General features: G+C 70.6%; 26 protein-coding genes. 9 read left to right on the top strand and 17 right to left on the bottom strand.

What is annotated here, in order from left to right:
- Nucleotides 1-114 precede the first annotated feature (114 nt).
- Nucleotides 115-696: a TetR family transcriptional regulator gene (locus AB8O64_RS12280; protein WP_370419207.1), complete on the top strand. Its 582-nt coding sequence runs from the start codon at nucleotides 115-117 to the stop codon at nucleotides 694-696.
- A 289-nt stretch (nucleotides 697-985) separates the two neighbouring features.
- Here AB8O64_RS12280 and AB8O64_RS12285 read toward each other — a convergent pair whose 3' ends face one another.
- Entirely contained in the window at nucleotides 986-2,368 is a 1,383-nt protein-coding gene (locus tag AB8O64_RS12285; protein ID WP_130877664.1) for a glycine--tRNA ligase, read from the bottom strand.
- Between the two features lie 154 nt (nucleotides 2,369-2,522).
- Between AB8O64_RS12285 and AB8O64_RS12290 the strand changes: the two genes are divergently transcribed.
- The 4 genes from AB8O64_RS12290 to AB8O64_RS12305 all read left to right on the top strand — a co-directional run bounded on the left by AB8O64_RS12290 (nucleotide 2,523) and on the right by AB8O64_RS12305 (nucleotide 5,802).
- The gene (locus AB8O64_RS12290) at nucleotides 2,523-3,527 is read left to right on the top strand and encodes a metal ABC transporter substrate-binding protein (RefSeq protein WP_370419208.1); all 1,005 of its coding nucleotides are present in this window, start codon (nucleotides 2,523-2,525) and stop codon (nucleotides 3,525-3,527) included.
- Nucleotides 3,528-3,553: 26 nt separating this feature from the next.
- Nucleotides 3,554-4,363, top strand: coding sequence for a metal ABC transporter ATP-binding protein (locus AB8O64_RS12295; RefSeq protein WP_366687103.1), 810 nt, complete (start codon nucleotides 3,554-3,556; stop codon nucleotides 4,361-4,363).
- The gene (locus AB8O64_RS12300) at nucleotides 4,363-5,253 is read left to right on the top strand and encodes a metal ABC transporter permease (RefSeq protein WP_370419211.1); all 891 of its coding nucleotides are present in this window, start codon (nucleotides 4,363-4,365) and stop codon (nucleotides 5,251-5,253) included. Before AB8O64_RS12295 ends, AB8O64_RS12300 begins: the two co-directional genes overlap by 1 nt.
- 129 nt (nucleotides 5,254-5,382) lie before the next feature.
- The gene (locus AB8O64_RS12305; protein ID WP_130877668.1) at nucleotides 5,383-5,802 is read left to right on the top strand and encodes a Fur family transcriptional regulator; all 420 of its coding nucleotides are present in this window, start codon (nucleotides 5,383-5,385) and stop codon (nucleotides 5,800-5,802) included.
- 88 nt (nucleotides 5,803-5,890) lie between these two features.
- Here the strand turns inward: AB8O64_RS12305 and AB8O64_RS12310 are convergent, their stop codons facing one another.
- The 4 genes from AB8O64_RS12310 to leuA all read right to left on the bottom strand — a co-directional run bounded on the left by AB8O64_RS12310 (nucleotide 5,891) and on the right by leuA (nucleotide 10,347).
- Entirely contained in the window at nucleotides 5,891-6,727 is an 837-nt protein-coding gene (locus tag AB8O64_RS12310; protein WP_370419213.1) for an isoprenyl transferase, read from the bottom strand.
- Between the two features lie 25 nt (nucleotides 6,728-6,752).
- Complete coding sequence (gene recO / locus AB8O64_RS12315; protein ID WP_130877670.1) at nucleotides 6,753-7,499, bottom strand: DNA repair protein RecO; 747 nt, start codon at nucleotides 7,497-7,499, stop codon at nucleotides 6,753-6,755.
- 102 nt (nucleotides 7,500-7,601) lie between these two features.
- The gene (locus AB8O64_RS12320; protein ID WP_370423851.1) at nucleotides 7,602-8,339 is read right to left on the bottom strand and encodes a TerB family tellurite resistance protein; all 738 of its coding nucleotides are present in this window, start codon (nucleotides 8,337-8,339) and stop codon (nucleotides 7,602-7,604) included.
- A gap of 244 nt (nucleotides 8,340-8,583) precedes the next feature.
- Nucleotides 8,584-10,347, bottom strand: a complete 1,764-nt coding sequence (leuA, locus tag AB8O64_RS12325) for a 2-isopropylmalate synthase (protein ID WP_370419215.1) — start codon at nucleotides 10,345-10,347, stop codon at nucleotides 8,584-8,586.
- A 327-nt stretch (nucleotides 10,348-10,674) separates the two neighbouring features.
- On the opposite strand from leuA, the gene AB8O64_RS12330 reads away from it, so the two are divergent.
- Nucleotides 10,675-11,733, top strand: a complete 1,059-nt coding sequence (locus AB8O64_RS12330) for a M4 family metallopeptidase (protein ID WP_365370683.1) — start codon at nucleotides 10,675-10,677, stop codon at nucleotides 11,731-11,733.
- A gap of 29 nt (nucleotides 11,734-11,762) precedes the next feature.
- On the top strand, nucleotides 11,763-12,035 hold the full coding sequence (locus AB8O64_RS12335) for a protealysin inhibitor emfourin (protein WP_370419216.1): 273 nt from the start codon (nucleotides 11,763-11,765) through the stop codon (nucleotides 12,033-12,035).
- Between the two features lie 158 nt (nucleotides 12,036-12,193).
- Here AB8O64_RS12335 and era read toward each other — a convergent pair whose 3' ends face one another.
- The 7 genes from era to AB8O64_RS12370 form a co-directional block, all read right to left on the bottom strand.
- Nucleotides 12,194-13,135 carry a GTPase Era gene (gene era / locus AB8O64_RS12340; protein WP_356458967.1) on the bottom strand — a complete coding sequence of 314 codons (942 nt, stop codon included), beginning with the start codon at nucleotides 13,133-13,135 and terminating at the stop codon, nucleotides 12,194-12,196.
- A gap of 48 nt (nucleotides 13,136-13,183) precedes the next feature.
- Complete coding sequence (locus AB8O64_RS12345; RefSeq protein ID WP_370419218.1) at nucleotides 13,184-13,537, bottom strand: cytidine deaminase; 354 nt, start codon at nucleotides 13,535-13,537, stop codon at nucleotides 13,184-13,186.
- A 53-nt stretch (nucleotides 13,538-13,590) separates the two neighbouring features.
- Nucleotides 13,591-14,364, bottom strand: coding sequence for a hypothetical protein (locus AB8O64_RS12350; protein ID WP_370419220.1), 774 nt, complete (start codon nucleotides 14,362-14,364; stop codon nucleotides 13,591-13,593).
- Nucleotides 14,365-14,517: 153 nt separating this feature from the next.
- Complete coding sequence (locus tag AB8O64_RS12355; protein ID WP_365215589.1) at nucleotides 14,518-15,825, bottom strand: hemolysin family protein; 1,308 nt, start codon at nucleotides 15,823-15,825, stop codon at nucleotides 14,518-14,520.
- Nucleotides 15,822-16,319 (bottom strand): rRNA maturation RNase YbeY, encoded by a 498-nt coding sequence (gene ybeY / locus AB8O64_RS12360; protein WP_130877678.1) that lies wholly within the window; start codon nucleotides 16,317-16,319, stop codon nucleotides 15,822-15,824. Before ybeY ends, AB8O64_RS12355 begins: the two co-directional genes overlap by 4 nt.
- Nucleotides 16,320-16,331: 12 nt before the next feature.
- Nucleotides 16,332-17,324 carry a PhoH family protein gene (locus AB8O64_RS12365; protein WP_356458959.1) on the bottom strand — a complete coding sequence of 331 codons (993 nt, stop codon included), beginning with the start codon at nucleotides 17,322-17,324 and terminating at the stop codon, nucleotides 16,332-16,334.
- A 184-nt stretch (nucleotides 17,325-17,508) separates the two neighbouring features.
- Nucleotides 17,509-18,666: a PfkB family carbohydrate kinase gene (locus tag AB8O64_RS12370; RefSeq protein WP_356458957.1), complete on the bottom strand. Its 1,158-nt coding sequence runs from the start codon at nucleotides 18,664-18,666 to the stop codon at nucleotides 17,509-17,511.
- Nucleotides 18,667-18,738: 72 nt separating this feature from the next.
- Between AB8O64_RS12370 and AB8O64_RS12375 the strand changes: the two genes are divergently transcribed.
- Entirely contained in the window at nucleotides 18,739-20,064 is a 1,326-nt protein-coding gene (locus AB8O64_RS12375) for a 6-phospho-beta-glucosidase (RefSeq protein WP_365370673.1), read from the top strand.
- Nucleotides 20,065-20,417: 353 nt separating this feature from the next.
- On the opposite strand, the gene AB8O64_RS12380 is transcribed toward AB8O64_RS12375, so the two are convergent.
- Entirely contained in the window at nucleotides 20,418-21,503 is a 1,086-nt protein-coding gene (locus AB8O64_RS12380; RefSeq protein WP_370419221.1) for an S-(hydroxymethyl)mycothiol dehydrogenase, read from the bottom strand.
- A 190-nt stretch (nucleotides 21,504-21,693) separates the two neighbouring features.
- Between AB8O64_RS12380 and AB8O64_RS12385 the strand changes: the two genes are divergently transcribed.
- The gene (locus tag AB8O64_RS12385; RefSeq protein ID WP_370419222.1) at nucleotides 21,694-22,509 is read left to right on the top strand and encodes an HAD family acid phosphatase; all 816 of its coding nucleotides are present in this window, start codon (nucleotides 21,694-21,696) and stop codon (nucleotides 22,507-22,509) included.
- A gap of 25 nt (nucleotides 22,510-22,534) precedes the next feature.
- Here the strand turns inward: AB8O64_RS12385 and AB8O64_RS12390 are convergent, their stop codons facing one another.
- The 4 genes from AB8O64_RS12390 to AB8O64_RS12405 all read right to left on the bottom strand — a co-directional run bounded on the left by AB8O64_RS12390 (nucleotide 22,535) and on the right by AB8O64_RS12405 (nucleotide 25,509).
- The gene (locus AB8O64_RS12390) at nucleotides 22,535-23,443 is read right to left on the bottom strand and encodes a ribonuclease Z (RefSeq protein ID WP_370419223.1); all 909 of its coding nucleotides are present in this window, start codon (nucleotides 23,441-23,443) and stop codon (nucleotides 22,535-22,537) included.
- 41 nt (nucleotides 23,444-23,484) lie between these two features.
- Nucleotides 23,485-23,844, bottom strand: coding sequence for a histidine triad nucleotide-binding protein (locus tag AB8O64_RS12395; protein WP_356456225.1), 360 nt, complete (start codon nucleotides 23,842-23,844; stop codon nucleotides 23,485-23,487).
- Between the two features lie 136 nt (nucleotides 23,845-23,980).
- Complete coding sequence (locus AB8O64_RS12400; protein ID WP_365370669.1) at nucleotides 23,981-24,547, bottom strand: hypothetical protein; 567 nt, start codon at nucleotides 24,545-24,547, stop codon at nucleotides 23,981-23,983.
- 197 nt (nucleotides 24,548-24,744) lie between these two features.
- Nucleotides 24,745-25,509: a response regulator transcription factor gene (locus AB8O64_RS12405; protein ID WP_370419224.1), complete on the bottom strand. Its 765-nt coding sequence runs from the start codon at nucleotides 25,507-25,509 to the stop codon at nucleotides 24,745-24,747.
- Between the last annotated feature and the right edge of the window lie 179 nt (nucleotides 25,510-25,688).

A 25,688-nucleotide genomic window follows, 5' to 3' on the forward strand; every position in this document is an offset into this window, starting at 1 on the left:
GGCCTGCCGTACCGACGCAGTCCGGCCTCCTCGGCCCTCCGGGGCACCGCCGGGTACGGTCCTCTACCAGGGGGCGTCCCACCGCCCCGCCCCGACCGAAAGGCACTGCCCGCGATGCCGCCCGAGACCCTGACCCCCGACCGCATCCTCGAGGCCACCGAGGACGTGCTGCGCCGCTTCGGCCCGGCCAAGGCCACCGTGGTCGACGTGGCCCGGGCGCTGGGCGTCAGCCACGGCAGCGTCTACCGCCACTTCGGCAGCAAGGCCGCGCTGCGGGAGGCCGTCACCGAGCGCTGGCTCGACCAGTCGCACGCCGAGCTGTCCGCGGTCGCCGAAGCGGCCGGCCCGGCGGGGCCCCGGCTGCGCGCGTGGCTCACCGCCCTCTTCGCCGCCAAGCGCCGCAAGTCGGGCAGCGATCCCGAGCTGTTCGCGACGTACATGGTGCTCGTCGGCGAGAACAGCGGCGTCGTCGACCGGCACATCGAGACGATGATCGAGCAGCTCGCGGGAATCGTCGAGAACGGCATAGGCCAGGGCGAGTTCCGCCCCGTCGACCCGACGACGGCGGCCCGCGCGGTCTGGGACGCGACCAACCGCTTCCACGACCCGGCCTACGCGGCCGACTGGTCCCGCCCGGGCATCGACGCGGCCTTCGACGCGGTGTGCGAGCTGGTGTTGCGGGGCCTGCACGCCTGAGCATGACGGCTCCGCCTTCAGGTGCCGACGGCCGGGCTCGACTGCCAGCAGGCGCCACTACGCTGTGTGTCAGGACGCTTACCGACGCCCGTAGGAGCATCACGGCAACCATGGTCGAGACACCGCCTCGGACGATAGGCCACGCCTCGGAGCCCACTGAGGGTTACAAGGTCCAGATCCCGGCCCCCTTCGACTGCGAGCTCGGCACCGCCGACTGGCAGGCCTGACACAGCCCGAAGGCCCCGACCCCGCCGTAGCGGGGTCGGGGCCTTCGGTCGTCAGGCAGGGGTCAGCAGCCCAGCAGGCGCGCGCCCAGGTAGGCCTCGATCTGGTCGAGGGACACCCGCTCCTGCTTCATCGTGTCGCGCTCGCGCACGGTCACGGCGTTGTCGTCGAGGGTGTCGAAGTCGACGGTCACGCAGAACGGGGTACCGATCTCGTCCTGGCGGCGGTAGCGGCGGCCGATGGCGCCGGCGTCGTCGAACTCGATGTTCCAGTTCTTCCGCAGGTCCGTCGCGAGGCCCTTGGCCTTGGGGGACAGCTGCGGGTTGCGGGACAGCGGCAGGACCGCGACCTTCACCGGGGCGAGGCGCGGGTCGAGGCGCATGACGGTGCGCTTCTCCATGACGCCCTTGGCGTTGGGCGCCTCGTCCTCGTTGTACGCGTCGAGCATGAAGGCGAGCATGGCGCGGTTGAGACCGGCCGCCGGCTCGATGACGTACGGGAAGTAGCGCTCGCCGGCCTCCTGGTCGAAGTACGACAGGTCCTGGCCGGAGCCCTTCGAGTGGGCCTTGAGGTCGAAGTCGGTGCGGTTGGCCACACCCTCCAGCTCGGAGAACTCCGAACCGCCGAAGTTGAAGCGGTACTCGATGTCGACGGTGCGCTTCGAGTAGTGGGAGAGCTTCTCAGCGGCGTGCTCGTACCACCGCATGTTCTCCTCGCGCATGCCGAGGCCGGTGTACCAGTTCCAGCGCTGCGCCATCCAGTACTCGTGCCACTCCTCGTCCTCACCCGGCTTGACGAAGAACTCCATCTCCATCTGCTCGAACTCGCGGGTGCGGAAGATGAAGTTGCCCGGCGTGATCTCGTTACGGAAGGACTTGCCGGTCTGGGCGATGCCGAACGGCGGCTTCTTGCGCGAGGTCAGCTGCACCTGGCTGAAGTTGGTGAAGATGCCCTGCGCGGTCTCGGGGCGCAGGTAGGTGACCGAACCGGTGTCCTGGGTCGGGCCGAGGTGCGTGGCCAGCAGACCGGAGAACTGCTTGGGCTCGGTGAAGGCGCCCTTGTTGCCACAGTTCGGGCAGTTGAGGTCGGCGAGGCCGTTCGCGGGCAGCTTGTTGTGCTTGGCCTCGTACGCCTCCTCCAGGTGGTCCGCGCGGTAGCGCTTGTGGCAGGAGGTGCACTCGGTCAGCGGGTCCGAGAAGGTGGCGACGTGACCGGACGCCTCCCACACCTCACGGGCCAGGATCACCGACGAGTCGAGGCCGACGACGTCGTCGCGCGAGGTGACCATGGAGCGCCACCACTGGCGCTTGATGTTCTCCTTGAGCTCCACGCCGAGGGGTCCGTAATCCCAGGCGGCACGCTGGCCGCCGTAGATCTCACTGCACGGATAGACAAAGCCACGGCGCTTGCTCAGGCTGACGATGGTGTCGATCTTGTCGGCGGCCACGGTGCTCTCTTCATTGCGACGACGAACAGCGAATGCTTCAGGTTACCGGCGGCGCCACCCCCCTAATCAAATCGGCACTGGCCTGGGCTTCACCCCGACCCCCGAGCGAACGTCTTGTTGACAATCGTTTCCACTTTTGTTGAAAATGAGTGTCATGAACGTACGCCCGACCTCTCCCCGATCCGCCCGATCCGCCCGAATAACCACCGGCGCGATCGCCGCGCTCGCCGCCCTCGGGCTGCTCTCCCTCACCGCCTGCTCCTCGGAAACGGACGGAAAAAATTCGGAGGGCAAGCTCAAGGTGGTGGCGTCGTTCTACCCCCTGGAGTTCCTGGCCAAGGAGATCGGCGGCGCTCACGTCAGCGTCTCCGCCCTGACCAAGCCCGGCGTCGAGCCCCACGACCTGGAGCTCACCCCCAAGCAGACCGCCTCCCTCGACGAGGCGGGCGCGGTCGTCTACCTCAAGGGCCTCCAGCCCGGCGTCGACAAGGCGATCAAGCAGTCGAGCGCCAAGCACGTCGTCGACGCCGCCTCCCTGACCGAGCTGGAGGAGCACGGCGACGAGGTCGACGGCCACCAGCACGAGTCCGGGGACAAGCACGCGGACGAGCACGAGGGTCACGAGCACGAGCACGAGGGCGGCGACCCGCACATCTGGCTCGACCCGGTGAAGTACGCCGAGGTCGCCAAGGGTGTCGCCAAGACCCTCGCCGAGGCCGACCCCGACCACAAGGCGGACTTCGAGAAGAACGCCGACGCGCTGGCGCATAAGCTGGACGGGCTGCACAAGAAGTTCGAGGCGGGCCTGAAGAACCGGGCCTCCGACACCTTCATCTCCACCCACGCCGCCTTCGGCTACCTCGCCGAGCGCTACGGCCTCACCGAGGAGGCCGTGAACGGCCTGGACCCGGAGGCCGAGCCCAGCGCGGCCCGGATGAAGGAGCTCCACGAGGTCGCCGAGAAGCACCACGTCTCCACGATCTTCTTCGAGACCCTCGCCGACCCGAAGACGGCGAAGACCCTGGCCTCCGACCTCAAGCTCAAGACCGACGTGCTCGACCCGCTCGAGGGGATCACGGACAAGTCCAAGGGCGACGACTACTTCGAGGTCATGGAGTCCAACCTCGCCGCCCTGCGGAAGGCACTCGGCACCAAGTGACTCAGACGAACCCGGCGGAGGCCGACATGAGCGGATCGAAGCGCCCGGAGGCGAGCCGAGCGCGTGAAGGGGCGGAGCCCGTCATAGCGCTGCGCGGGGCCACGGCCTCGCTCGGTTCCCGTCCCGTGCTGCGCGGCGTGGATCTCACCGTGCGGCGCGGCGAGGTCGTCGCGCTGCTCGGCGCCAACGGTTCCGGCAAGTCCACGGCCGTCCGGGCCATCGTCGGCCAGGTGCCGCTCACCGGCGGTGAGCTGGAGCTGTTCGGCACCCCCAAGCGCCGCTTCCGCGACTGGGCCCGCCTGGGGTACGTACCGCAGCGCACCACCGCCGCCAGCGGGGTCCCCGCGACCGTGCGCGAGGTCGTCGCCGCCGGGCGGCTGGCCCGTACGAAGCTGGGCCTGACCCGCAAGGCCGACCGGGAGGCCGTGGTCCGGTCCCTGGAGCTGGTCGGCATGGCCGACCGGATCAAGGACTCCGTGAACGCGCTCTCCGGCGGCCAGCACCAGCGGGTGCTCATCGCCCGCGCGCTGGCCGGCGAACCCGAGCTGCTGATCATGGACGAGCCGATGGCCGGCGTCGACCTGGCCAGCCAGGAGGTCCTCGCGAGCGCCCTGCGCGAGCAGGTCTCCCGGGGCGCCACCGTCCTGCTCGTCCTGCACGAGCTGGGCGCCCTGGAGCCGCTCATCGACCGCGCCGTCGTGCTCCGCGACGGCTGCGTCGTGCACGACGGCCCGCCGCCGGAGGCCGTGGGCCAGCACGCGCTGCCCGGCCACGACCATGTCCACCCGCACGCCGACCCGGCTGCCGAACCGATCCGGACGGGGTTGCTCACCTGATGGACATCCTGAATCCCGCCTTCATGCAGCGGGCGCTGCTCGCCGCCCTGCTGGTCGGCATCACCGCCCCCGCCATCGGCATCTACCTCGTCCAGCGCCGCCAGGCGCTGATGGGCGACGGCATCGGCCATGTCGCCCTCACCGGCGTCGGCCTCGGCTTCCTGCTCAACACCAGCCCGGTGTGGGTGGCCACCGCCGTGTGCGTGGTCGGCGCCGTGGTCATGGAGCTGATCCGCTCCTCCGGCAAGACGCGCGGCGACATCGCGCTCGCCATGCTCTTCTACGGCGGCATGGCCGGCGGCGTCATGCTGATGCACCTGTCCGGCGGCTCCAACGCCAACCTCATCAGCTACCTCTTCGGCTCGATCACCACCGTCGCCGAGGAGGACATCCTCGCGATCTGCGTGCTGGCCGCCTTCGTGATCCTCACCACGGTGGGGCTGCGCAAGCAGTTGTTCGCCATCTGCCAGGACGAGGAGTTCGCCCGCGTCACCGGGCTGCCCGTGCGGCTGCTGAACCTGCTGGTCGCGGTCACCGCCGCGCTGACCGTCACCGTCGCGATGCGCGTGGTCGGCCTGCTCCTGGTGAGCGCCCTGATGGTGATCCCGGTGGCCGCCTCCCAGGCCGTCGCCCGCAGCTTCGCGACCACCTTCGCGCTGGCCGTCACCATCGGCGTCCTGGTGACCGTCTCCGGGACCGCCACCTCGTACTACGTGGACGTGCCCTCGGGCGCGACCATCGTGCTGCTCGCGATCGGCGTCTTCCTGGCCCTGACCGCGCTCGCCGCGCCACTGGCCCGCAAACGGGCCAGGCGCACCGCCGACGCAGAGAAGCACTGCACGCTGGACGTGCCGGGCACCCCCGCGGACGACGTACGGGTGGAGGCCTGACGGGTCCCGCCCGCGGCCGCCCGCAGGTGACCGGGGACGCTCAGTCGTACGGGAGATGACGCCGGGCCTGGCACAATTGGCCGGGCACTACGTACGGATGCGTGTTCAGGCGAGCTTGAGGAGGCAACTGTGGCGACCGCGGGTCCCCCGGTACGCGGCCGGTCCACCAAGCAGCGAGCCGCTGTCGCGGCGGCGCTCGACGAGGTGGACGAGTTCCGCAGCGCGCAAGAGCTCCACGACATGCTCAAGCACCGCGGCGACTCGGTCGGCCTGACCACCGTCTACCGCACGCTGCAGTCCCTCGCCGACGCCGGCGAGGTCGACGTGCTGCGCACGAGCGAGGGCGAGGCGGTCTACCGCCGCTGCTCCAGTGGGCACCACCACCACCTGGTCTGCCGGGTGTGCGGCAAGGCCGTCGAGGTCGAGGGCCCGGCCGTGGAGAAGTGGGCGGACTCCATCGCCGCCGACCACGGCTTCGTCGACGTGGCCCACACCATCGAGATCTTCGGCACCTGCGGGGACTGCGCCGCGGCGCGCTCCCGGAGCTGACGAGCACAGCGACGGATATGGCACTGCTCCGGGCGTCGGCCGACGCCCGGAGCAGTGCCATATCCGTGGTCTCGCCTCAGCGAGGGGCTCACGCCTTCGACGCGGGGTCCTTGGCGAGCTCGTCCTCGTTCGGGACCGCGCCGCCGAAGCGGCGGTCGCGCTGCGCGTACTCCAGGCAGGCGCGCCACAGGTCACGGCGGTCGAAGTCCGGCCAGAGCACGTCCTGGAAGACCATCTCGGCGTAAGCGCTCTGCCAGATCAGGTAGTTGGATGTGCGCTGCTCACCGGAGGGCCGCACGAAGAGGTCCACGTCCGGCATGTCGGGGTAGTAGAGGTACTTGGCGAAGGTCTTCTCGTTCACCTTCGACGGATCCAGCCGGCCCGCCGCGATGTCCCGGCCGATCGCCGCCGCCGCGTCCGCGATCTCCGCGCGACCGCCGTAGTTGACGCAGAAGTACATGGTCATGGCGTCGTTGTTCTTGGTCTGCTCCTGGGCGACCTGGAGCTCCTCGACCACCGACTTCCACAGCTTCGGCATCCGGCCGGTCCACCGCACCCGGATGCCCAGCTCGTCCATCTCGTCGCGGCGGCGGCGGATGACGTCCCGGTTGAAGTTCATCAGGAAGCGCACCTCTTCGGGCGAGCGCTTCCAGTTCTCCGTGGAGAAGGCGTACAGGGAGAGGTTCTTGACGCCCATCTCCAGGCAGCCCTTGAGCACGTCCATGACGACGCCCTCGCCGACCTTGTGCCCCTCGGTGCGCGGCAGCCCGCGCTCCTTCGCCCAGCGGCCGTTGCCGTCCATGACGATCGCCACGTGGTTGGGCACCAGCTCGCCCGGGATCTTCGGCGGCCGCGCCCCGGACGGGTGCGGCTCAGGGGTGAGGTACTCGCGTCGGGAACGGCCCAGAATCCCGCGTCGTGCCATGCGTGCCACTTCTCCTCGATACCAGTTACTTTTCCACGTAGCGCAGGGAGCGAAGCCCCCGCTCCAGGTGCCAGTGCAGATACGCGGCCACCAGACCGCTGCCCTCCCGGACATGGCGCGGCTCGCACGCGTCCGCCGTCGCCCAGTCCCCGGTCAGCAATGCGCCGAGGAGTTCGATCGACTCCGAGGAGGGTACGACGCTTCCGGGCACCCGGCACTCCCCGCAGACGACCCCGCCGGCCGCGACCGAGAAGAATCGGTTCGGCCCGGGCATACCGCACTTCGCGCACGCCTCGAAGCTGGGCGCGTAGCCGTTGACGGCGAGGGAGCGCAGCAGGAAGGCGTCCAGGATGAGGTGCGGCGCGTGCTCGCCGGCGGCGAGCGTCCGCAGTCCGCCGACCAGCAGCAGATACTGCTGCACGGCGGGCTCGCCCTCGTGGTCGGTGAACCGCTCGGCGGTCTCCAGCATGGCGGTGCCGGCGGTGTAGCGGGCGTAGTCGGTGACGATCCCGCCACCGTACGCGGCGATGGTCTCGCTCTGCGTACACAGCGGCAGCCCGCGCCCGACCAGCTCGCTGCCGCGCGCGAAGAACTGCACGTCGACGTGCGAGAACGGCTCCAGCCGCGCCCCGAACTTCGACTTGGTCCGCCGTACACCGCGGGCTACCGCGCGTACGCGGCCGTGACCGCGGGTGAGCAGCGTGATGATGCGATCCGCTTCGCCGAGCTTCTGCGTGCGCAGCACGATGCCGTCGTCGCGGAAGAGACTCATGAAGCCATTGTCCCGTACGGGCGGGGTGGCTCGGGCCGGGGTCCTCAAGCGCCGGACGGGCTGGAAGCCAGCCCGTCCGGCGCTTGAGGACACACGAACGAACTACGTGGGCATCCGCGCCGCCGCCAGCAGGCGATCCGTGTCTTCCGGGCAGATCAGCAGAGCCCGCCCCACCGTCGACAGGACTTCCCGCTCCGCGGGCTGGTAGGGGCCGTCCGCCAGGGCGATACGGGCTCCCTGGAGCAGGATCGCCTCGCGCCCGGCAGGGGCGAGGTGCGGGGCCAGGGGTTCCAGGGCCTCGTGGAGCTCGATGGCCAGGGCCGTGCCGCACGGGTCGAAGCCGCCGCGGCCTCCCCCGGTGCCGGCCGGGAACGCGCCGCCGGCGAACATGCCGGGCAGCCGCCCGGTGTCGGCGGCGAGCGCCTCGATCAGGGTGATCAGCTGCTCCTCGCTGCAGTCGGCGAAGCCCGCCGCGCGCACCGCGCCGACGGCGGCCCTGCGGACCGTACGCGCCTCGGTGCCGCCCGCGGCGAGGACGGCGAGGGCCACGGTGTGCACGGCGTCGCGGAGCATCGCGGAGAAGCGGGTGGTGGTGGGGTGGTCGAGGACGTCCATGCCGAACCTGGCGTGACAGGCCGCGCACTCGACGATCGGCCCGACGGGACCGCGCGGCAGCAGGGGCACCCCGAAGGCGACGAGGCGACGGTGGCCCGTGCGGCGCCGGTAGTTGCGGTCACCGCCACAGCCGGGGCAGAAGAACTCGCCGTCCCCGACGGTGCGCCATACGGTGCGTACGCCCACCACACACCGGTCCGGGCTGTGTCGGCCTTGCGCGTGCATCACGGCGCACCTCCATAACGCCACGGCCTCGTCGCCGCGTTGACGTGATGTTAGCCACATCGGTCATGTCCGTCAGCACCTCCTGCGGGGGGTCTTCGGGCAAGAGCAGGTTGAACATGCCACCGACTCCATCAGAACCGGTGGTTTCGGCGGCTCGTGATTGACGACGGGCATGACGGAGGCCCGGCACCGCATCGGTGCCGGGCCTCCGTCCGGAAAAGATCAGGCCGGGATCAGGCCAAGGTCACTTCCGGTACGCGCGGTTGACGGCGGAGACGACGGCCTTGATCGAGGCGCGGGTGGTGTTGGCGTCGATGCCGATGCCCCACAGGACCACACCGTCGATCACACACTCGATGTACGAGGCGGCCTGCGCGCTGGCGCCCTCGCTCATCGTGTGCTCGGAGTAGTCCAGCAGACGGGCGTCGATGCCGACCGAGCCGAGCGCGTCGAAGAACGCGGAGATCGGGCCGTTGCCCGTACCGGTCAGCACCGTGTCCCGGCCGTCCAGGACGGCCTCGACGGTCAGCGAGTCGACGCCGTCGCCGGCCGTCGAGGTCTGGGTGTCGCGCAGGGCGATACGGCCCCACGGGTTCTCCGGCGTGGGCAGGTACTCGTCCTGGAAGACCGACCAGATCTGCTGCGGGGTGACCTCGCCGCCCTCGGCGTCGGTCTTGGCCTGGATGGTGCGGGAGAACTCGATCTGCATCCGGCGTGGCAGGTCCAGCTTGTGGTCGTTCTTCAGGACGTAGGCGATACCGCCCTTGCCGGACTGCGAGTTGACGCGGATGACGGCCTCGTAGCTGCGGCCGACGTCCTTGGGGTCGATGGGCAGGTACGGCACGGCCCACTCGATGTCGTCCACGGTCTTGCCCCGGGCGGCCGCGTCGGCCTCCATGGCGTCGAAGCCCTTCTTGATGGCGTCCTGGTGGGAGCCGGAGAAGGCGGTGTAGACCAGGTCGCCCGCGTAGGGGTGGCGCGGGTGGACCTCCATCTGGTTGCAGTACTCGGAGGTGCGACGGATCTCGTCGATCTGCGAGAAGTCGATCTGCGGGTCCACGCCCTGGCTGAACAGGTTCATGCCCAGGGTGACCAGGTCGACGTTGCCGGTCCGCTCGCCCTGCCCGAACAGGCAGCCCTCGACCCGGTCCGCCCCGGCCATCAGCGCCAGCTCGGCGGCGGCGACGGCCGTGCCCCGGTCGTTGTGCGGGTGCACCGACAGGCACACGAATTCGCGCCGCGACAGATTCCGCGACATCCACTCGAAGCGGTCGGCGTGGGTGGAGGGGGTGGACCGCTCCACGGTGGCCGGCAGATTGAGGATGATCTCGCGGCCCGCCTCGGGCTGCCAGACGTCCATGACGCCCTCGCAGACCTCCAGGGCGAAGTCCAGCTCCGTGTCGGTGAAGATCTCCGGGCTGTACTGGTAGCCGAACGCGGTCTCGTCGCCGAGGATCTTCTCGGCGTACTCCATGACCAGCCGCGTGCCGTCCACGGCGATCTGCTTGACCTGCTCCCGCGAGCCCCGGAAGACGACGCGGCGGAAGACGGGCGCGGTGGCGTTGTACAGGTGCACGGTCGCGCGGTGCGCCCCGCGCAGCGATTCGACGGTCCGCTCGATCAGCTCTTCGCGCGCCTGGGTCAGGACGGAGATCGTCACGTCCTCGGGGATCGCGCCCTCTTCGATGATCGACCGTACGAAGTCGAAGTCGGTGGCCCCGGAGGAGGGGAAGCCGACCTCGATCTCCTTGTAGCCCATGCGGACCAGCAGGTCGAACATCTCGCGCTTGCGGGCCGGCGACATCGGATCGATCAGCGCCTGGTTCCCGTCACGCAGATCGGTGGAGAGCCAGCGCGGGGCGACGGTGATGCGGTTGTCCGGCCAGGTGCGGTCGGGGATGTCCACGGCCTCGTAGCGGCCGTACTTGTGGATCGGCATCCCGGACGGCTTCTGGGTCACGGTGGCCGCGGTGACGGGCGTGGGCCTGCCGACGGAAATCTCGGTCATCTGCGTAGGGCTCCTCATGTGTCCGCTGCAACGAGCGGCCGACGGGGGCGGGATGGCGCACCACCGAACTCCGCGGGGAGGGGGTCGGCCTACGACTTACAGACCCTCGCCGCGGCAGCTAAGAAGAAGCAGCCCGTAACGCATGATGCACAGCACACTAACCGAGATGGCCGGTATGGACAGGCCCCGTATCAGCATGCGGGATGCACGTGCGTCATACGGACCGGATCCGGAACGCCTGCCACCCAAAAGGAGCCCAACCACTCGATTTCATTAATCATGACCGCAAGGAGTGACACGACGGAAACCCAGTGCCACATTCAGGCCATGGACGCCACATCTCACAAGGTCTTCTGCACCATCGTTCCGCCGCATGTGCTGGACAAGCTCGCACAGTCCGAGGACGAGCGGCTCTCCGGACCCGCGCGGCGCACCCTGGAACACGACTCCCTCCAGCGCACCCGCCGCCGGATCACCGCTCTGCGCGGTGTCGCGGCCCCGCTCGGCACCCCTTCCGAAACCCCGCAGCGCACGATCTTCGACGCCGAGCACCAGGAGACGATCCCGGGCCGGAAGGTGCACTCCGAGGGCGACCAGCCGACCCAGGACGCCACGGTCAACCGCGCGCACGCGGGGCTCGGCGCGACCTTCGACCTGTTCCTCAAGGTCTACGGACGGCACTCCATCGACGACGCCGGGCTGCCGCTGAACGCGACGGTCCACTACGGCGAGAACTACGACAACGCCTTCTGGGACGGCGAGCGGATGGTCTTCGGCGACGGGGACAACGACCTCTTCCTCGACTTCACCATCCCCGTCGACGTCATCGGCCACGAGCTGACCCACGGCGTCGTCCAGCACACGGCGAACCTGGAGTACTACGGCCAGTCGGGCGCGCTGAACGAGTCCGTCGCGGATGTCTTCGGCTCGCTCATCAAGCAGTACACCCTCGGGCAGACCGCCGATCAGGCCGACTGGCTGATCGGGGCGGGCCTGCTGGGCCCCAATGTGGACCGCGGTGAGGCCCTGCGCTCGATGAAGGCGCCCGGCACCGCCTATGACGACGACGTCCTCGGCAAGGACCCGCAGCCCGCCACCATGGACGACTACGTCCGCACCTCACGTGACAACGGCGGCGTGCACATCAATTCCGGCATCCCCAACCACGCCTTCTATCTGCTGGCCACCGCCCTCGGCGGCAACGCCTGGGAGCGCGCGGGCCACATCTGGTACGACACGCTGACCGGCGGCGAGCTGGCCTCGGACGCCGACTTCAAGGACTTCGCGCGACTGACGGTGGGGGCGGCACGGGCCCGGTTCGGCGAGGGGGCCGAGCTCGAGGCCGTGCTCAAGGCGTGGTCGTCGGTGGGAGTGCCCGTCTCGTAGAGCCGGGCGATCGGGGTAAGGATGGCGTCATGCGGATTGCCATCACCCGTACCGGCGGTTTCGCCGGTATCGAGCGTCGGGCCGAGCTGGAAACGAGCGGCCGGTCCGACGCGACCCATGTGCAGGCCCTGGCCCACCGTGCACTCGCGGTGAGCCCGGAGGCGGGCGCCACCGCGCGCGGTGTGCCGGACGGCTTCCACTACGAGATCACGGTGGACAGCCGTACGGTCCACTGCGCCGACCCGCACCTCACGCCGGAACAGCGGGAGCTGATCCGGCTGGTGCTGAAGGAAGGCGCGTAACGCGCGCGGTAAGGGTCAGAAGCCGAGCCCGTCAGAAGCCCAGCTTCCGCAGCTGCTTCGGGGCCTCTCCCCCCTGCCGCCCTCGCACCGCTCGGCCCCAGGGGGCCTCCCGGGCTTCGGACGACTGCGCCGTCCTCCGGCCGGCCGAGGGTGTCCCGTCAGAAGCCGAGCTTCCGCAGCTGCTTCGGGTCCCGCTGCCAGTCCTTGGCGACCTTGACGTGCAGGTCGAGGTAGACCGGCGTACCGAGCAGGGCCTCGATGTGCTTGCGGGACTTCATGCCGACCTCCTTCAGGCGCGCGCCCTTGGGGCCGATGATGATGCCCTTCTGGCTCGGCCGCTCGATGTAGACGTTGGCGTGGATGTCGAGCAGCGGCTTGTTCTCCGGCCGGTCCTCGCGCGGGAGCATTTCCTCCACCACGACGGCGATCGAGTGCGGCAGTTCGTCGCGCACACCCTCCAGCGCGGCCTCGCGGATCAGCTCGGCGACCATGACCATCTCGGGCTCGTCGGTGAGGTCGCCCTCGGGGTAGAGCGGCGGGCTCTCCGGGAGCAGCGGGGCGATGAGGTCGGCCAGCAGCGAGACCTGCTTGTCGCCCACCGCCGAGACGGGGACGATCGTCTGCCACTCGAAGCCGAGCTCCACGGCGAGCTGGTCGATCGCGATGAGCTGCTCGGCGAGCTGCTTGGAGTCGACCAGGTCCGTCTTGGTGACGATGGCGATCTTCGGGGTCTTCTTGATCCCCGCGAGCTCCTTGGCGATGAATTTGTCGCCGGGGCCGAGCTTCTGGTCGGCGGGCAGGCAGAAGCCGATCACGTCGACCTCGGCCCAGGTGGTCCGCACGACGTCGTTGAGGCGCTCGCCGAGCAGCGTGCGGGGCTTGTGCAGCCCGGGGGTGTCGACGAGGACGAGCTGGGCGTCGGGGCGGTGCACGATGCCGCGCACGGTGTGGCGGGTGGTCTGCGGCCGGTTGGAGGTGATCGCGACCTTCGTCCCCACCAGTGCGTTGGTCAGGGTCGACTTGCCCGCGTTGGGGCGGCCGACGAAGCACGCGAAGCCCGCGCGGTGAGGGGCCTGGGAGGGGGAGGCAGCACTGTCCATACTCGGTATTCTCCCCGATCCCCGGCCCCCCGCCGACCAGCGGCCCGGCTACCCCGCGGTGCGGGCGGCGCGCACGGTCGCGTCCGGGCCCGCGAGGAGTACGGGCGTCGCGGGCCCGCCCAGGTCACGAACGGCCGCGCGGTCCGCGTCGGAGACGGCCTCGGCCTCGGAGACGACGACGGCGGCCTCCAGCGACTTCGCGCCACTGGCCACGGCCATCGCGACGGCGGTGGCCAGCGCGCTGAGCTTCAGCGAGTCGAGGTCGACGGTCCCGGCGACGTACGTCCGGCCGTTCTCGTCACGCACGGCGGCGCCCTCGGCCACGGCGTTACGGGCGCGCGTGGATCGGGCGAGCGTGATCAGCTTGCGGTCTTCGGGGTCCAGCGTGGCGTTGTCCGTCATACGGCGGAGCATATTGAACGCCGCCCCGGCCCCGGGCGCCGGGCCGGGACGCCTTACGGGCGCGCGGCCTTCTCCGCCTTCCTCACCTTCTCGACGACCTTGCCGAGCGCGTCCTCGAAGCTGGAGCTGTCGGCCGTGCTGAAGCTGGTCCGTACGACGGTCACGATGGTGGCGCCGACCCGGGCCGCCGCGATGTCGTGCTGCATGCTGACCTCGTTCGCGGTCTCCGCGACGGTCACGCGAACGGCGCGCGACTCGTCGCCGGTTTTGGGGACGTCCAGTCGCTCGGCCGTGAAGTCGGCCTTGCGGTCGTCGCCCAGCTTGCCACTGAAGCTCTCACAGGCGTCGACGTCCAGCGGGCTCCGCATGATCTTCACCGCGTCGGATTCGCGGTAGGAGGTGACGCCGTTGACCAGCATGGAGCCCGCGTCGCCGCCCTGCACCAGTTCGGCCATGGCGTGGACCGCCGGCTTCGGGCCGTCGCTCCGGCCGACGAAGGCGTCGAGCAGCGGCTGGCAGGGCTTCTTCTCCGTCGTGCCGATCTGCAGCAGCCCCGGGCCGAAGACGTCACTCGCGTCACCCATGACCTTCCAGCCGGAGGGCAGGTCCTTGGCGGTGAGCACAGCGGCCTTCGCCTGCTCGCCGGTGAGGGGCTTCGCCTGCGGTGTCCCGTTCGCCGGACCGTTCGCGGCGTCGCGCGTCGCCGCCGGGCGGCTCCCGTCGTCGGTGGGTCTCTCCCGGCCGGGCGCCCCGCCGCAGGCGGAGACGAGCAGCAGGGCCGAGGCGGCGAGGGCGGCGTAGGCGCCACGGCGCGGGTGAGGACGCACAGGGATTCCTTGGGTGAGCGACGGGAGCAGGCCCGTCAGAGTAGACCGGCGGTCCGCCGCCCACGCGGTCAGCCTCCGCGCAGACCCGGCTAACGCTGATGCCCGGCTGCCTCAAGGGGCAGCCGGGCATCGGTGTCGTGGTGTCGTGTTCGCTCAGTCCTCGTCCGGTTCCGGCACGCGTACCGGTTCGACCAAAACCGTCACGATGCGGTTGCGGCGGCCCGCCGCGGATTCGGCGGTCAGGCGCAGGGCGCGCAGCGTGGGGTCGGTGGTGTCGTCGGTGAGGTCGACCTCGGCCGTGGCGCCGGCGATGGGGACGCGGCCGAGGGACTTGGCGAGCAGACCGCCGACCGTCTCGACGTCCTCGTCGTCCAGCTCCAGGCCGTACAGCTCGCCGAGGTCGCCGATGTCGAGACGGGCCGTGACGCGGTAACGGTCGTCGTCGAGCTCCTCCACGGGCGGCAGCTCGCGGTCGTACTCGTCGGTGATCTCACCGACGATCTCCTCGAGGATGTCCTCGATCGTGACGATGCCGGCGGTGCCGCCGTACTCGTCGATGACGACCGCGCAGTGGGTGCGCTGCTGCTGCATCTCCCGCAGCAGGTCGCCCGCGTTCTTGGTGTCGGGCACGAAGACCGCCGGGCGCATCGCCGTCGAGACCAGCTCGGACTCGGCGTCACGGCTGATGTGCGTCTTCCGGACGAGGTCCTTGAGGTAGACGATGCCGACGATGTCGTCCTCGCTCTCGCCGGTGACCGGTATCCGGGAGAAGCCCGAGCGGAGTGCCAGGGTCAGCGCCTGACGGATGGTCTTGCCGCGCTCGATGACGACGAGATCCGTGCGGGGCACCATGACCTCGCGGACGAGGGTGTCGCCGAGCTCGAAGACGGAGTGCACCATCCGGCGCTCGTCGTCCTCGATCAGCGACTCCTTCTCCGCCAGGTCGACCATGGCCCGCAGCTCCGCCTCGGAGGCGAACGGGCCCATGCGGAAGCCCTTGCCGGGGGTGAGGGCGTTGCCGATGAGGATCAGCAGCCGCGGCACCGGGCCCATGATCCGGGCGAGCGGCAGCAGGACGTACGCGGCCACGGTCGCGGTGTTCAGCGGGTGCTGGCGGCCGATGGTGCGCGGGGAGACGCCGACAGCGACATAGGAGACGAGGACCATCACCGCGATGGCGACCGTCAGCGCCTGCCAGGTCTTGTCGAATTCGCGCAGGCTGACGTACGTCACCAGGACGCCGGCCGCCATCTCGCAGGCCACGCGCACCAGCAGCGCCACATTGAGATAGCGGGTCGGGTCGGCGGCGACGGCCATCAGCTTGGCGCTGCCGCGGCGGCCCGCCCGGACGGCCTCCTCTGCACGGAACCGGGTGGTGCGCGCCAGGCCCGCCTCCGCGCAGGCGGCGAGCCAGGCGACGACCAGGAGCAGGACCGCGGCGGCGATCAGCTGCCCGGTCACGTGATCGTGGGAGCCGGGGAGGCTCCTTCGATCCCGCGCTCGGTACGCCAGCCGTCGATGATCGCCGCCTGGAGGCCGAACATCTCGGCCTTCTCGTCCGGCTCCTCGTGGTCGTAGCCCAGGAGGTGGAGGACGCCGTGGACGGTCAGGAGCTGGAGCTCCTCGTCCATGGAGTGCCCGGTCGGCGCCTCCTCGCCCTGCTTCTTCGCGACCTCGGGGCAGAGCACGATGTCGCCGAGCAGGCCCTGCGGCGGCTCGTCGTCGTCCTTGGCCGGCGGGCGGAGCTCGTCCATCGGGAAGGACATCACATCGGTGGGCCCGGGCAGGTCCATCCACTGGATGTGGAGCTGCTCCATGGCGTCGGCGTCCACGACGATGACCGAGAGTTCGGAGAGCGGGTGGATACGCATCCGGGCCAGGGCGTAGCGGGCGACGTCGAGGATCGCCTGCTCGTCGATGTCGGTGCCGGATTCGTTGTTGACGTCGATTGCCATCGCTTCGATTACTTACTTTCCGTTGCGCTCGTCGAACTGCTCGTACGCGTCGACAATACGGCCGACCAGCTTGTGGCGGACCACGTCCGTGCTGGTGAGCCGCGAGAAGTGGACATCCTCGACGCCCTCCAGGATGTCGACGACCTGCCGCAGCCCGCTCTTGGTGCCGCCGGGGAGGTCGATCTGGGTGACGTCACCGGTGATGACGATCTTGGAGTCGAATCCGAGGCGGGTGAGGAACATCTTCATCTGCTCGGCGCTGGTGTTCTGCGCCTCGTCGAGGATGATGAAGGCGTCGTTGAGCGTCCGGCCGCGCATATAGGCCAGCGGCGCGACCTCGATCGTCCCGGCGGCCATCAGCCGGGGGATGGAGTCGGGGTCGAGCATGTCGTGCAGGGCGTCGTAGAGCGGCCGCAGATACGGGTCGATCTTCTCGTAGAGCGTGCCGGGCAGGAAGCCGAGCCGCTCGCCCGCCTCGACGGCCGGCCGGGTCAGGATGATCCGGTTGACCTGCTTGGACTGCAGGGCCTGGACCGCCTTGGCCATGGCCAGATACGTCTTGCCGGTGCCGGCGGGGCCGATGCCGAAGACGACCGTGTGCTTGTCGATGGCGTCGACGTAGCGCTTCTGGTTGAGCGTCTTGGGCCGGATCGTGCGACCGCGGCTGGAGAGAATGTTCTGTGTGAGGACCTCGGCCGGGGTCTCGTCCCCGTCGCCCTCGCCCCGCAGCATCGCGATCGAGCGTTCCACCGCGTCCTCCGTCATCGGCTGTCCGGTGCGGAGCACCAGCATCATCTCGTCGAACAGGCGCTGCACGAGGGCGACTTCCCGCGGCTCCCCTGCGGCGCTGACTTCATTGCCCCGGACGTGGATGTCCACGTGGGGGAAGGCCTTCTCGATCACGCGCAGGAGCGCGTCCCCGGAGCCCAGGACCGTCACCATGGGGTGCTTGGCCGGGACCGTGAACCGGGCTGTCGCCTGCGGTCGTGTGGGTGTCTGAGTCATGGGCCGGCCACTCGGGCCTGCTCATCCCCTCTTTTCCTGCGTTCCGACGTGCCCGGAGAGAGCGAAATCCGCCCGATGTCTCCGGACATCCTTGGGATATCAAGGGTACGACGGGGCGCCGGTCGGCCCGAGGGGTTTTACGGCAGGCCCGGCACGCCCGGGGAGGCGGAACCCCGGCGGCAGGTCACGGCTGGCGGAATCCGAGCGTGGGTACGGCCCGGCGCAGCGGCCAGGGGCGGGCGGCGGCGGGCAGGATGCCGTCGAGGAAGGCGTAGCGGCGCAGGGCGGACGGGGAGTCGTCGTAGGCCCGCACGTGCTGCCACCAGGCGGCGATCTCCACCCAGCCGGGCGCGGAGAGTGACCCTCCGAATTCCTGTACGGACAGGGCGGCGGTCAGGCCCGCGAAGGCCAGCCGGTCCGCGAGCGGCCAGCCGGCCAGGGTGCCGGTCACGAATCCCGCGACGAAGACGTCCCCGGCACCGGTGGGGTCGAGGGCCTCGACGGCGATGGCCGGCACCTCGGCGCTCTCCCCGGTGCGGCTGTCCACCGCGAAGGCACCCCGCTCCCCCATCGTGACGACGGCGAGCGGCACCTTCTCGGCCAGTGCCCGGGCGGCGGCGCGCGGACAGTCCGTCCGGGTGTAGCGCATGGCCTCCTCGGCATTGGGCAGGAACGCCTCGCAGTGCTCCAGATCGGCCAGATCCGAGGGGTCCCAGCGGCCGGTCTCGTCCCAGCCCACATCGGCGAAGACCCGGCTGCCGCGCCGGGCCGCGGTGCCGATCCACTCCTCCTGCCGGCCGGGCACCAGCAGCGCCACACAGGCGCGGGCGGGCGGCGGGCACTCGGGGGCGGGCACACCGCCCTCACCGGGCGGCGGGGCCTCGTGACCGTGCGAGACCATCGTGCGCTCACCCTCGTAGGCCATCGAGACCGTGACCGGGGAGTGCCAGCCGGGGACCGTGCGGGAGAGCCCCAGGTCGATGCCCTCGCCGCGGGAGAGGGCCTCCCAGCAGTACTCCCCGTACATGTCGTCGCCGAAGGCGGCGGCGAGCGAGGTGCGCAGGCCCAGCCGGGCGAGGGCGGTGGCCATATTGGCGATGCCGCCGGGGCTGGAGCCCATGCCACGCGCCCAGGACTCGGTGCCGCGCACGGGGGCCGAGTCCAGACCGGTGAAGATGATGTCGAGGAAGACGGTCCCGGTCAGATAGACGTCCGTCTCCGGATCGCCCTCCGCCCGGACCTCGGCCAGCGGGTCGAGGACCGGCGCGGCGCCCTCGAACACCTCGGAACGCTCGCCGGACAGTGCCGTCTGCGGTGCCGCATGAGGCGAGAAAATCGTCATGCTCGCTCGCTGCTCCTCTTCACGGGGTGCGGGTCCCGACAGTGTGCCCGATGCTGCGATACGTTCCGGGCCATGAAGCTGACGATTCTCGGCGGTGGCGGTTTCCGGGTGCCTCTCGTGCACCGGGCCCTGTTGGACGACGCGCGACGCGAGGCTCCCGGACGCTGCACCGAACTCACGCTGTACGACACCGACTCCGCGAGACTCAAGGTCATCGCGAACGTGCTGGCCGAGCAGGCGGAGGGCATCCCGGGTGCCCCCGTCGTGACGGCCGTCGAGGACCTGGACGACGCCTTGCGCGGGGCGGACTTCGTCTTCTCCGCGATCCGGGTGGGCGGCACCGCCGGGCGGGTGCGTGATGAAAGGATTCCGCTCGGCGAGCTCGTGTTGGGACAGGAGACCGTCGGCGCGGGCGGCGTGCTCTACGGGCTGCGGACGATCCCGGTCGCGCTGCGCATCGCCGAGCGGGTCGCGGCGCTCGCCCCGAACGCCTGGGTCATCAACTTCACCAATCCCGCGGGCATGGTGACCGAGGCGATGTCGGCCGTTCTGGGTGAACGGGTCATCGGCATCTGCGACTCACCCGTGGGGCTGGTGCGGCGCGCCGCGCGGGCGGCGGGCGCCGACCCGAACCGGGTCGGGTTCGACTACGTGGGTCTCAACCACCTGGGCTGGCTGCGGACGTTGACCCTCGACGGCCGGGACCTGCTGCCGGGGCTGCTGGCGGACGAGGCGGCCCTGTCCTCCTTCGAGGAGGGCAAGCTCTTCGGTGCCCGGTGGCTCCAGGCCCTCGGCTCGCTGCCGAACGAATATCTGCACTATTACTACTTCCGCCGCGAGACCCTGCACGCCGTGCTGGAGTCGCCGGAGACCCGGGGCGAGTTCCTCGACCAGCAGCAGGGCGGCTTCTTCGCGGCGGCCGCGGCCGAGCCCGAGCGGGCGTACGCGCTGTGGGAGCGGACCCGGCTGCACCGCGAGGAGACATACATGGCCGAGAGCCGGGCGGCCAGCGGCGGCTGGCAGCGCGACTCCTGCGACCTGGACGGCGGCGGCTACGACCAGGTGGCCCTGGCCCTGATGCGGGCGGTCGCCCGGGACGAGCGCACCCGGCTGATCCTCAACGTCCGCAACGGCACGACGGTGCCGGCGCTGGACCCCGGGGCGATCATCGAGACGGTCTGCGAGGTGAGCGCGAAGGGCGCACGGCCGCTGCCGTGCGCCCCTCTACGTGAGGACCAGCTGGGGCTGATGCTCCAGCTCAAGGCCGTCGAACGGGCTGCCATCGACGCGGCCGTGGGTGAGAACCACGGGGCCGCGCTGCGAGCCATGGCCCTGCATCCCCTGGTCGACTCCCCGGCCGTCGCGGCCCGCATCCTGGACCGGGCCTGCCCGGCGTAGCCCTGTCCGGCGGGTCGGCGGCTACGGGCCGTCGGTGCCGGCTGTCGTGCCGACCGCGGTTTGTCGTGCCGACCGCGGGTCGTCTTGCCGCCTGCGGGGCGTCCTGCGGACGGCGGGGCGCCCTACCGGCTGCGGGCCGTCTTGCCGCCTGCGGGGTGTCCTGCGGACGGCGGGGCGTCCTACCGGCTGCGGGCCGTCTTGCCGCCTGCGGCGGCGGGCGCCCTGCGGGCGCGTCCTCAATCGCCGGACGGGCTTGATCGGGCTGGGCTCATTCAGCCCGTCCGGCGTATGAGGACACGGCACAGCAGCCCGTCCGGCGCCGAGGACACCACCGTGGGTCCGCACGGCGACGGTCAGAACACGACGACCGAGCGCAGCACATCCCCTTCGTGCATCCGCTCGAACGCCTTCTCCACGTCCCCCAGCCCGATCGTCTCGGTCACGAAGGCGCCGAGGTCCAGGCGCCCCTGAAGGTGCAGGTCGACGAGCATCGGGAAGTCGCGGGAGGGCAGGCAGTCGCCGTACCAGGAGGACTTCAGCGCGCCACCGCGGCCGAAGATGTCGAGCAGCGGCAGCTCCAGCTTCATCTCGGGGGTGGGGACGCCGACCAGGACGACGGTGCCGGCCAGGTCGCGGGCGTAGAAGGCCTGCTGGTACGTCTCGGGGCGGCCGACGGCCTCGATGACGACATCGGCGCCGAAGCCGCCGGTCAGTTCACGGATCGCCTCGACGGGGTCCGTGGTGCGCGAGTTGACCGTGTGGGTGGCGCCCATGGTCAGGGCCGTCTGGAGCTTGCGGTCGTCGATGTCGACGGCGATGATCCGGGCCGCCCCCGCCAGCCGGGAGCCCGCGATGGCCGCGTCGCCCACGCCACCGCAGCCGATGACGGCGACGGAGTCGCCACGGCCGACCTGGCCGGTGTTGATCGCCGCGCCGATGCCCGCCATGACGCCGCAGCCGAGCAGCCCGGCGACCGCCGGGGAGACGGCGGGGTCGACCTTCGTGCACTGCCCGGCGGCGACCAGCGTCTTCTCGGCGAACGCGCCGATGCCGAGCGCCGGCGACAGCTCGGTACCGTCGGTCAGGGTCATCTTCTGCTTGGCGTTGTGCGTGGCGAAGCAGTACTGCGGGCGGCCGCGCAGACACGCCCGGCACTGGCCGCAGACGGCCCGCCAGTTGAGGATGACGAAGTCGCCGGGGGCCACCTCGCTCACGCCCTCGCCGACGGCCTCCACGACACCCGCCGCCTCATGGCCGAGGAGGAAGGGGAAGTCGTCGTTGATGCCGCCCTGCTTGTAGTGCAGATCGGTGTGGCAGACACCGCACGCCTGGACCTTCACCACGGCCTCGCCGGGTCCCGGGTCCGGCACGACGATCGTCTCCACCCGCACCGGCTGGTTCTTGCCGGGTGCGATCACTCCACGTACTTCCTGCGCCATGGCGGGTCCCCTTCTCATCACTGGTCAGTCCACACCGTACGCGCAGCGGACCCGGCCCGCCGGAAGGGGCCTGACGTGCCGTCATCAGCCCCTGTCGGGCCCGGTCTCCGCGCGTAGATTGACGGCGCCGGTCTGCGCGCGTAGACAACTGTTCGACCGCCTCTCCTCCCTGTTCCCCAGGAGCCCGCACGTGACCCTCTCCTCCTCTCCCAAGCGCTCCTCGAAGCGCGTCCGCATCGCGGCCGCCGCCGCGGCCGTGGCCGTCGGCGCCGGTCTGTTCGCGGCCGGCGCGGCCTCCGCCGACCACGCCGCGCCGCGCACGGACAAGGAGATCCCGAACCTCACCAAGGTCACCGACAAGATCAAGGCGTACTACGGCGACACGGTCGACGCGGCGGGCCAGCACTACGCCTCGCCCGACAGCAACTACGCCAAGCAGGTCGCGGACATCGAGAAGAAGGCCAAGGCCCACCTCGAGAGCGTCGTGAAGAACGGCAAGGGGAAGCACCAGGGGAAGAAGGCCAAGCCCGCCATCGTCCTGGATCTGGACGACACCACCCTGCTGTCGTACAACTACGAGCTCCAGGTCGGCTTCCACTTCACACCCGAGTCGCAGGACGCCTATCTGAAGTCCACCGACATGTCCCCGGTCTTCGGCATGCCGAAGCTGGTCAACTGGGCGAAGTCCAAGGGGATCGAGGTCTTCTACGTCACCGGACGCGCCGAGCACCAGCGCGAGTGGAGCGCGCGCAACCTCAAGAACGTCGGCTACAAGCCCGTCGCCGACCCCGCGCACTTCTTCCTGAAGAACAAGAAGAACCCGCCGGCCTACCTGCCCTGCGGGGCCACCTGCACCACGGTGGAGTACAAGGCGGGCACGCGGAAGCACATCGAGTCCCGGGGGTACGACATCGTCGCCAACTTCGGCGACCAGTACAGCGACCTGAAGGGCGGCTACGCCGACCGCACCTTCAAGCTCCCCAACCCGATGTACTACCTCCCGTAGGTCCCCGCGGCCGAGGGGGCGGTGGTCACCGCCTCTTCGGCACGGGCACGCGCATCAGGTCGCGGGCGACCGTCAGCTCGCCCTCGAAGCCCGCCGCCCGGGCCTGCTGCTCGAAGACCGTGGGGTCGCCGTACCGCTGCGAGAAGTGCGTCAGCACCAGATGCCGGACACCGGATTCCGCCGCGACCCGGGCCGCCTGGCCGGCCGTCAGATGGCCGTGCTCGACGGCGAGCCCCTCATCCTCGTCGAGGAAGGTGGACTCGATGACCAGCAGGTCACAGCCCTCGGCCAGCTCGTACACCCCGTCGCACAGCCGGGTGTCCATGACGAACGCGAACCGCTGACCCGGCCGTACCTCGCTCACCTCGTCCAGCGTCACGCCGCCGACCACGCCCTCGCGCTGGAGCCGGCCCACGTCCGGCCCGCCGATCCCGCGCTCCGCCAGCAGCGCGGGCAGCATCCGCCGGCCGTCGGGCTCCACCAGGCGGTAGCCGTAGGACTCGACGGGGTGCGAGAGCCTGCGCGCGTCCAGCGTGTACGAGGGGGCCGCGGCCAGCACCCCGCCGGGCCCGGAGACGGGCTCCTGGCTCAGCTTCACCGTCTCGCGGTAGGCGGTGGCGTACCGCAGCCGGTCGAAGAACCGCTGGCCGCTCGCGGGGTAGTGCGCGGTGACCGGGTGCGGCACCCGGTCGAGGTTGATCCGCTGGATCACCCCGGCGAGGCCGAGGGAGTGGTCGCCGTGGAAGTGGGTGACGCACAGCCGGTTCAGGTCGTGCGCGGCCACTCCGGCGCGCAGCATCTGCCGCTGGGTGCCCTCACCGGGGTCGAAGAGCAGCCCCTCGCCGTCCCAGAGCAGAACGTAGCCGTTGTGGTTGCGGTGCCGGGTGGGCACCTGGCTGGCGGTGCCGAGGACGACGAGTTCACGTACGGACAAGGGACTGCTTTCGTGTGTGCGGTGTGGTGCGGGTGTTTCGGTCAGCCGGGGGGCCAGTTGAGGCCCCGGCCGCCCAGCACGTGGGCGTGCGCGTGGAAGACGGTCTGCCCGGCACCGGCGCCGGTGTTGAAGACGATGCGGAAGCCCTTCTCGTCCACACCCTCCTGCGCCGCGACCTCACCGGCCTCGCGCAGTATGTCCGCGGCGATCTGCGGCTCGGCCGCCGCCAGGGAGGCGGCGTCGGGGTAGTGCACCTTGGGGATCACCAGGACGTGGGTGGGCGCCTGGGGGTTGATGTCACGGAACGCGACGGCGGTTTCGGACTCCCGTACGACGGTCGCCGGCACCTCCCCCGCCACGATCTTGCAGAACAGGCAATCGGCCTGCGGTTCTCCCGCCACCGGTGGGCTCCTCCCGGGTCGTCGGCTCGTACGGTCCGGATGCTACCGGGCCGCCCTCGGACGGCGACGGCCCCGGGCCGCACGCGGACGTGCCGACGTCGGCGGGCCGGCATCGCCGCCCCCGACTTCCCGGGCCCTACTTCCCCTGCGGGGAGCCCTCGTTCCCGCCGTGCTTGCCACCCTGGCCGCCGCCGTGGTGATCGCCGTGCCCGCCGTCGCCCTTCTTGTCGGTGCACGTCGGGGACGGGGGCGGCGGGGGCTTGCCCTGGCCGCCGCCGGCCTGCCCGCAGTCGCCGAGGACGCCGCCCGAGAAGACGGTCCTCCCGTCGACCTTCACGGTCAGTGAGCCCGTGACGCACGCGTGGCCGTTGATGCCGGTGACCCTGCCGAAGGCGATGATCTTCTTGTCCTTGTCGGTCCTGCCCTGGCAGTCCACGCCCACGGCCGTCACCTTGCGCTTGCCGTCCTTGTCCGTGCTGCCGTCGGACTCCGCCTTCCCGGTGCAGGTCAGCCAGCGCACGGGGATGTGCTCCCGCTCCAGCTGCCGGGTGGCCAGCTGATCGGTGGCGACGGAGACGGTCGCCGTGTCGAGCGCGTCGGAGGGCTGACAGGCGGCGAGCGCCACGACCGCCGTGCCCGTCAACGCCGCGGCACCCGCCGCGGACAGCACCCGCCGACCCCGCAGTCGCCTCAATGCCCTCATAGAGGGAGGTTCCCACTCGGGCGGGCGGCGCGGAAGAACGCGTCAGGCCGACCCGTGGCCGACCGGCGGCCGTCCTGCCCCGGGGCCCGGCAGCCGGGCCCCGGTCGACGCCGATTCCCCCGCGGCCGACGTCGGCTCCCTCTGCCTTCCGAGCATGGCCACGCCCCCGGCCCGTCGCCATAGGAAGAACTTCCTACTCACGCCACGAGCCCGGTCCGCCTCGCCAGCGATACCGTGGAGACGCGGTTGTTGGTGCCGAGCTTGCGGTAGATCTTCTCCAGGTGCCGGTTGACCGTGTGCGGGGAGATGGTCAGCCGACGGCCGATCACATCGGCCGTGAGCCCTTCCGCGAGGAGCCCGAGGACGGTGAACTCACGAGGAGTCAGCCCGTGCCTGCCGGCGCCCGCGACCCCGGGCACCCGGCCTGCGGCCTCGCGCAGTCGGCGCAGCTCCCGCACATGGCTGTCGACGCTGCCGAGCAGTGGCTGGATCCGAGCGGCGAAGGCGAGCTCCCCCTCGGTGAACTCCCCCTTGCGCCCGAGGGAGACCGTGCGCAGCACGTTCGCCTGGCCGGGCATCGGCAGCCCCAGTTGGTGCGTCGTGCCGAAGTCGCGCAGCGCTTCGCTGCGCCACTGGGAGTGGCGCCACCGCTCGCAGAGCTGACTCATGGTCACCGGCTGCCGCTCACCCGCCCTGAGATAGGGAAGCAGCGGATGGTGCTGGCGGATGCGCCGTGCGATGAGGTCTTCCACCGTATGACCGATCCGCTCGGGCGCCCACCCCTCGGCCCGCCCGGCCCGCTCCGCCAGATCGACCCCCGCGAACAGCACCGTGTCGCAGCCGAAGGCCTCGTGGAGGTGGCCGGCGACCAGATGCCATAACGCGTCCGGATCGTCGTTCTCGAGGACCGCGACGACAAGGTCGAGCATGCGCTCGTAATCCCGGGAGCTGAGCTGTGCCATGGCCGCAAGCATCCCGGCCGGACGGGTTCCGGGCGAGACCGGGGCAGGACGGTGATCGACTTTCGGTCATATCGGGCCGCCCGGCGAGGCCGGACCCGGCCGCCGGAGCCCATCGGGTTCCGTGGGGTCCCGTCGGGATACGCCGAGCGCCGCGCAGCCGGTGAACGGCTGTGCGGCGC

The organism is Streptomyces sp. QH1-20, from assembly GCF_041283565.1.
In the GTDB taxonomy this organism is placed as follows: domain Bacteria; phylum Actinomycetota; class Actinomycetes; order Streptomycetales; family Streptomycetaceae; genus Streptomyces; species Streptomyces syringius.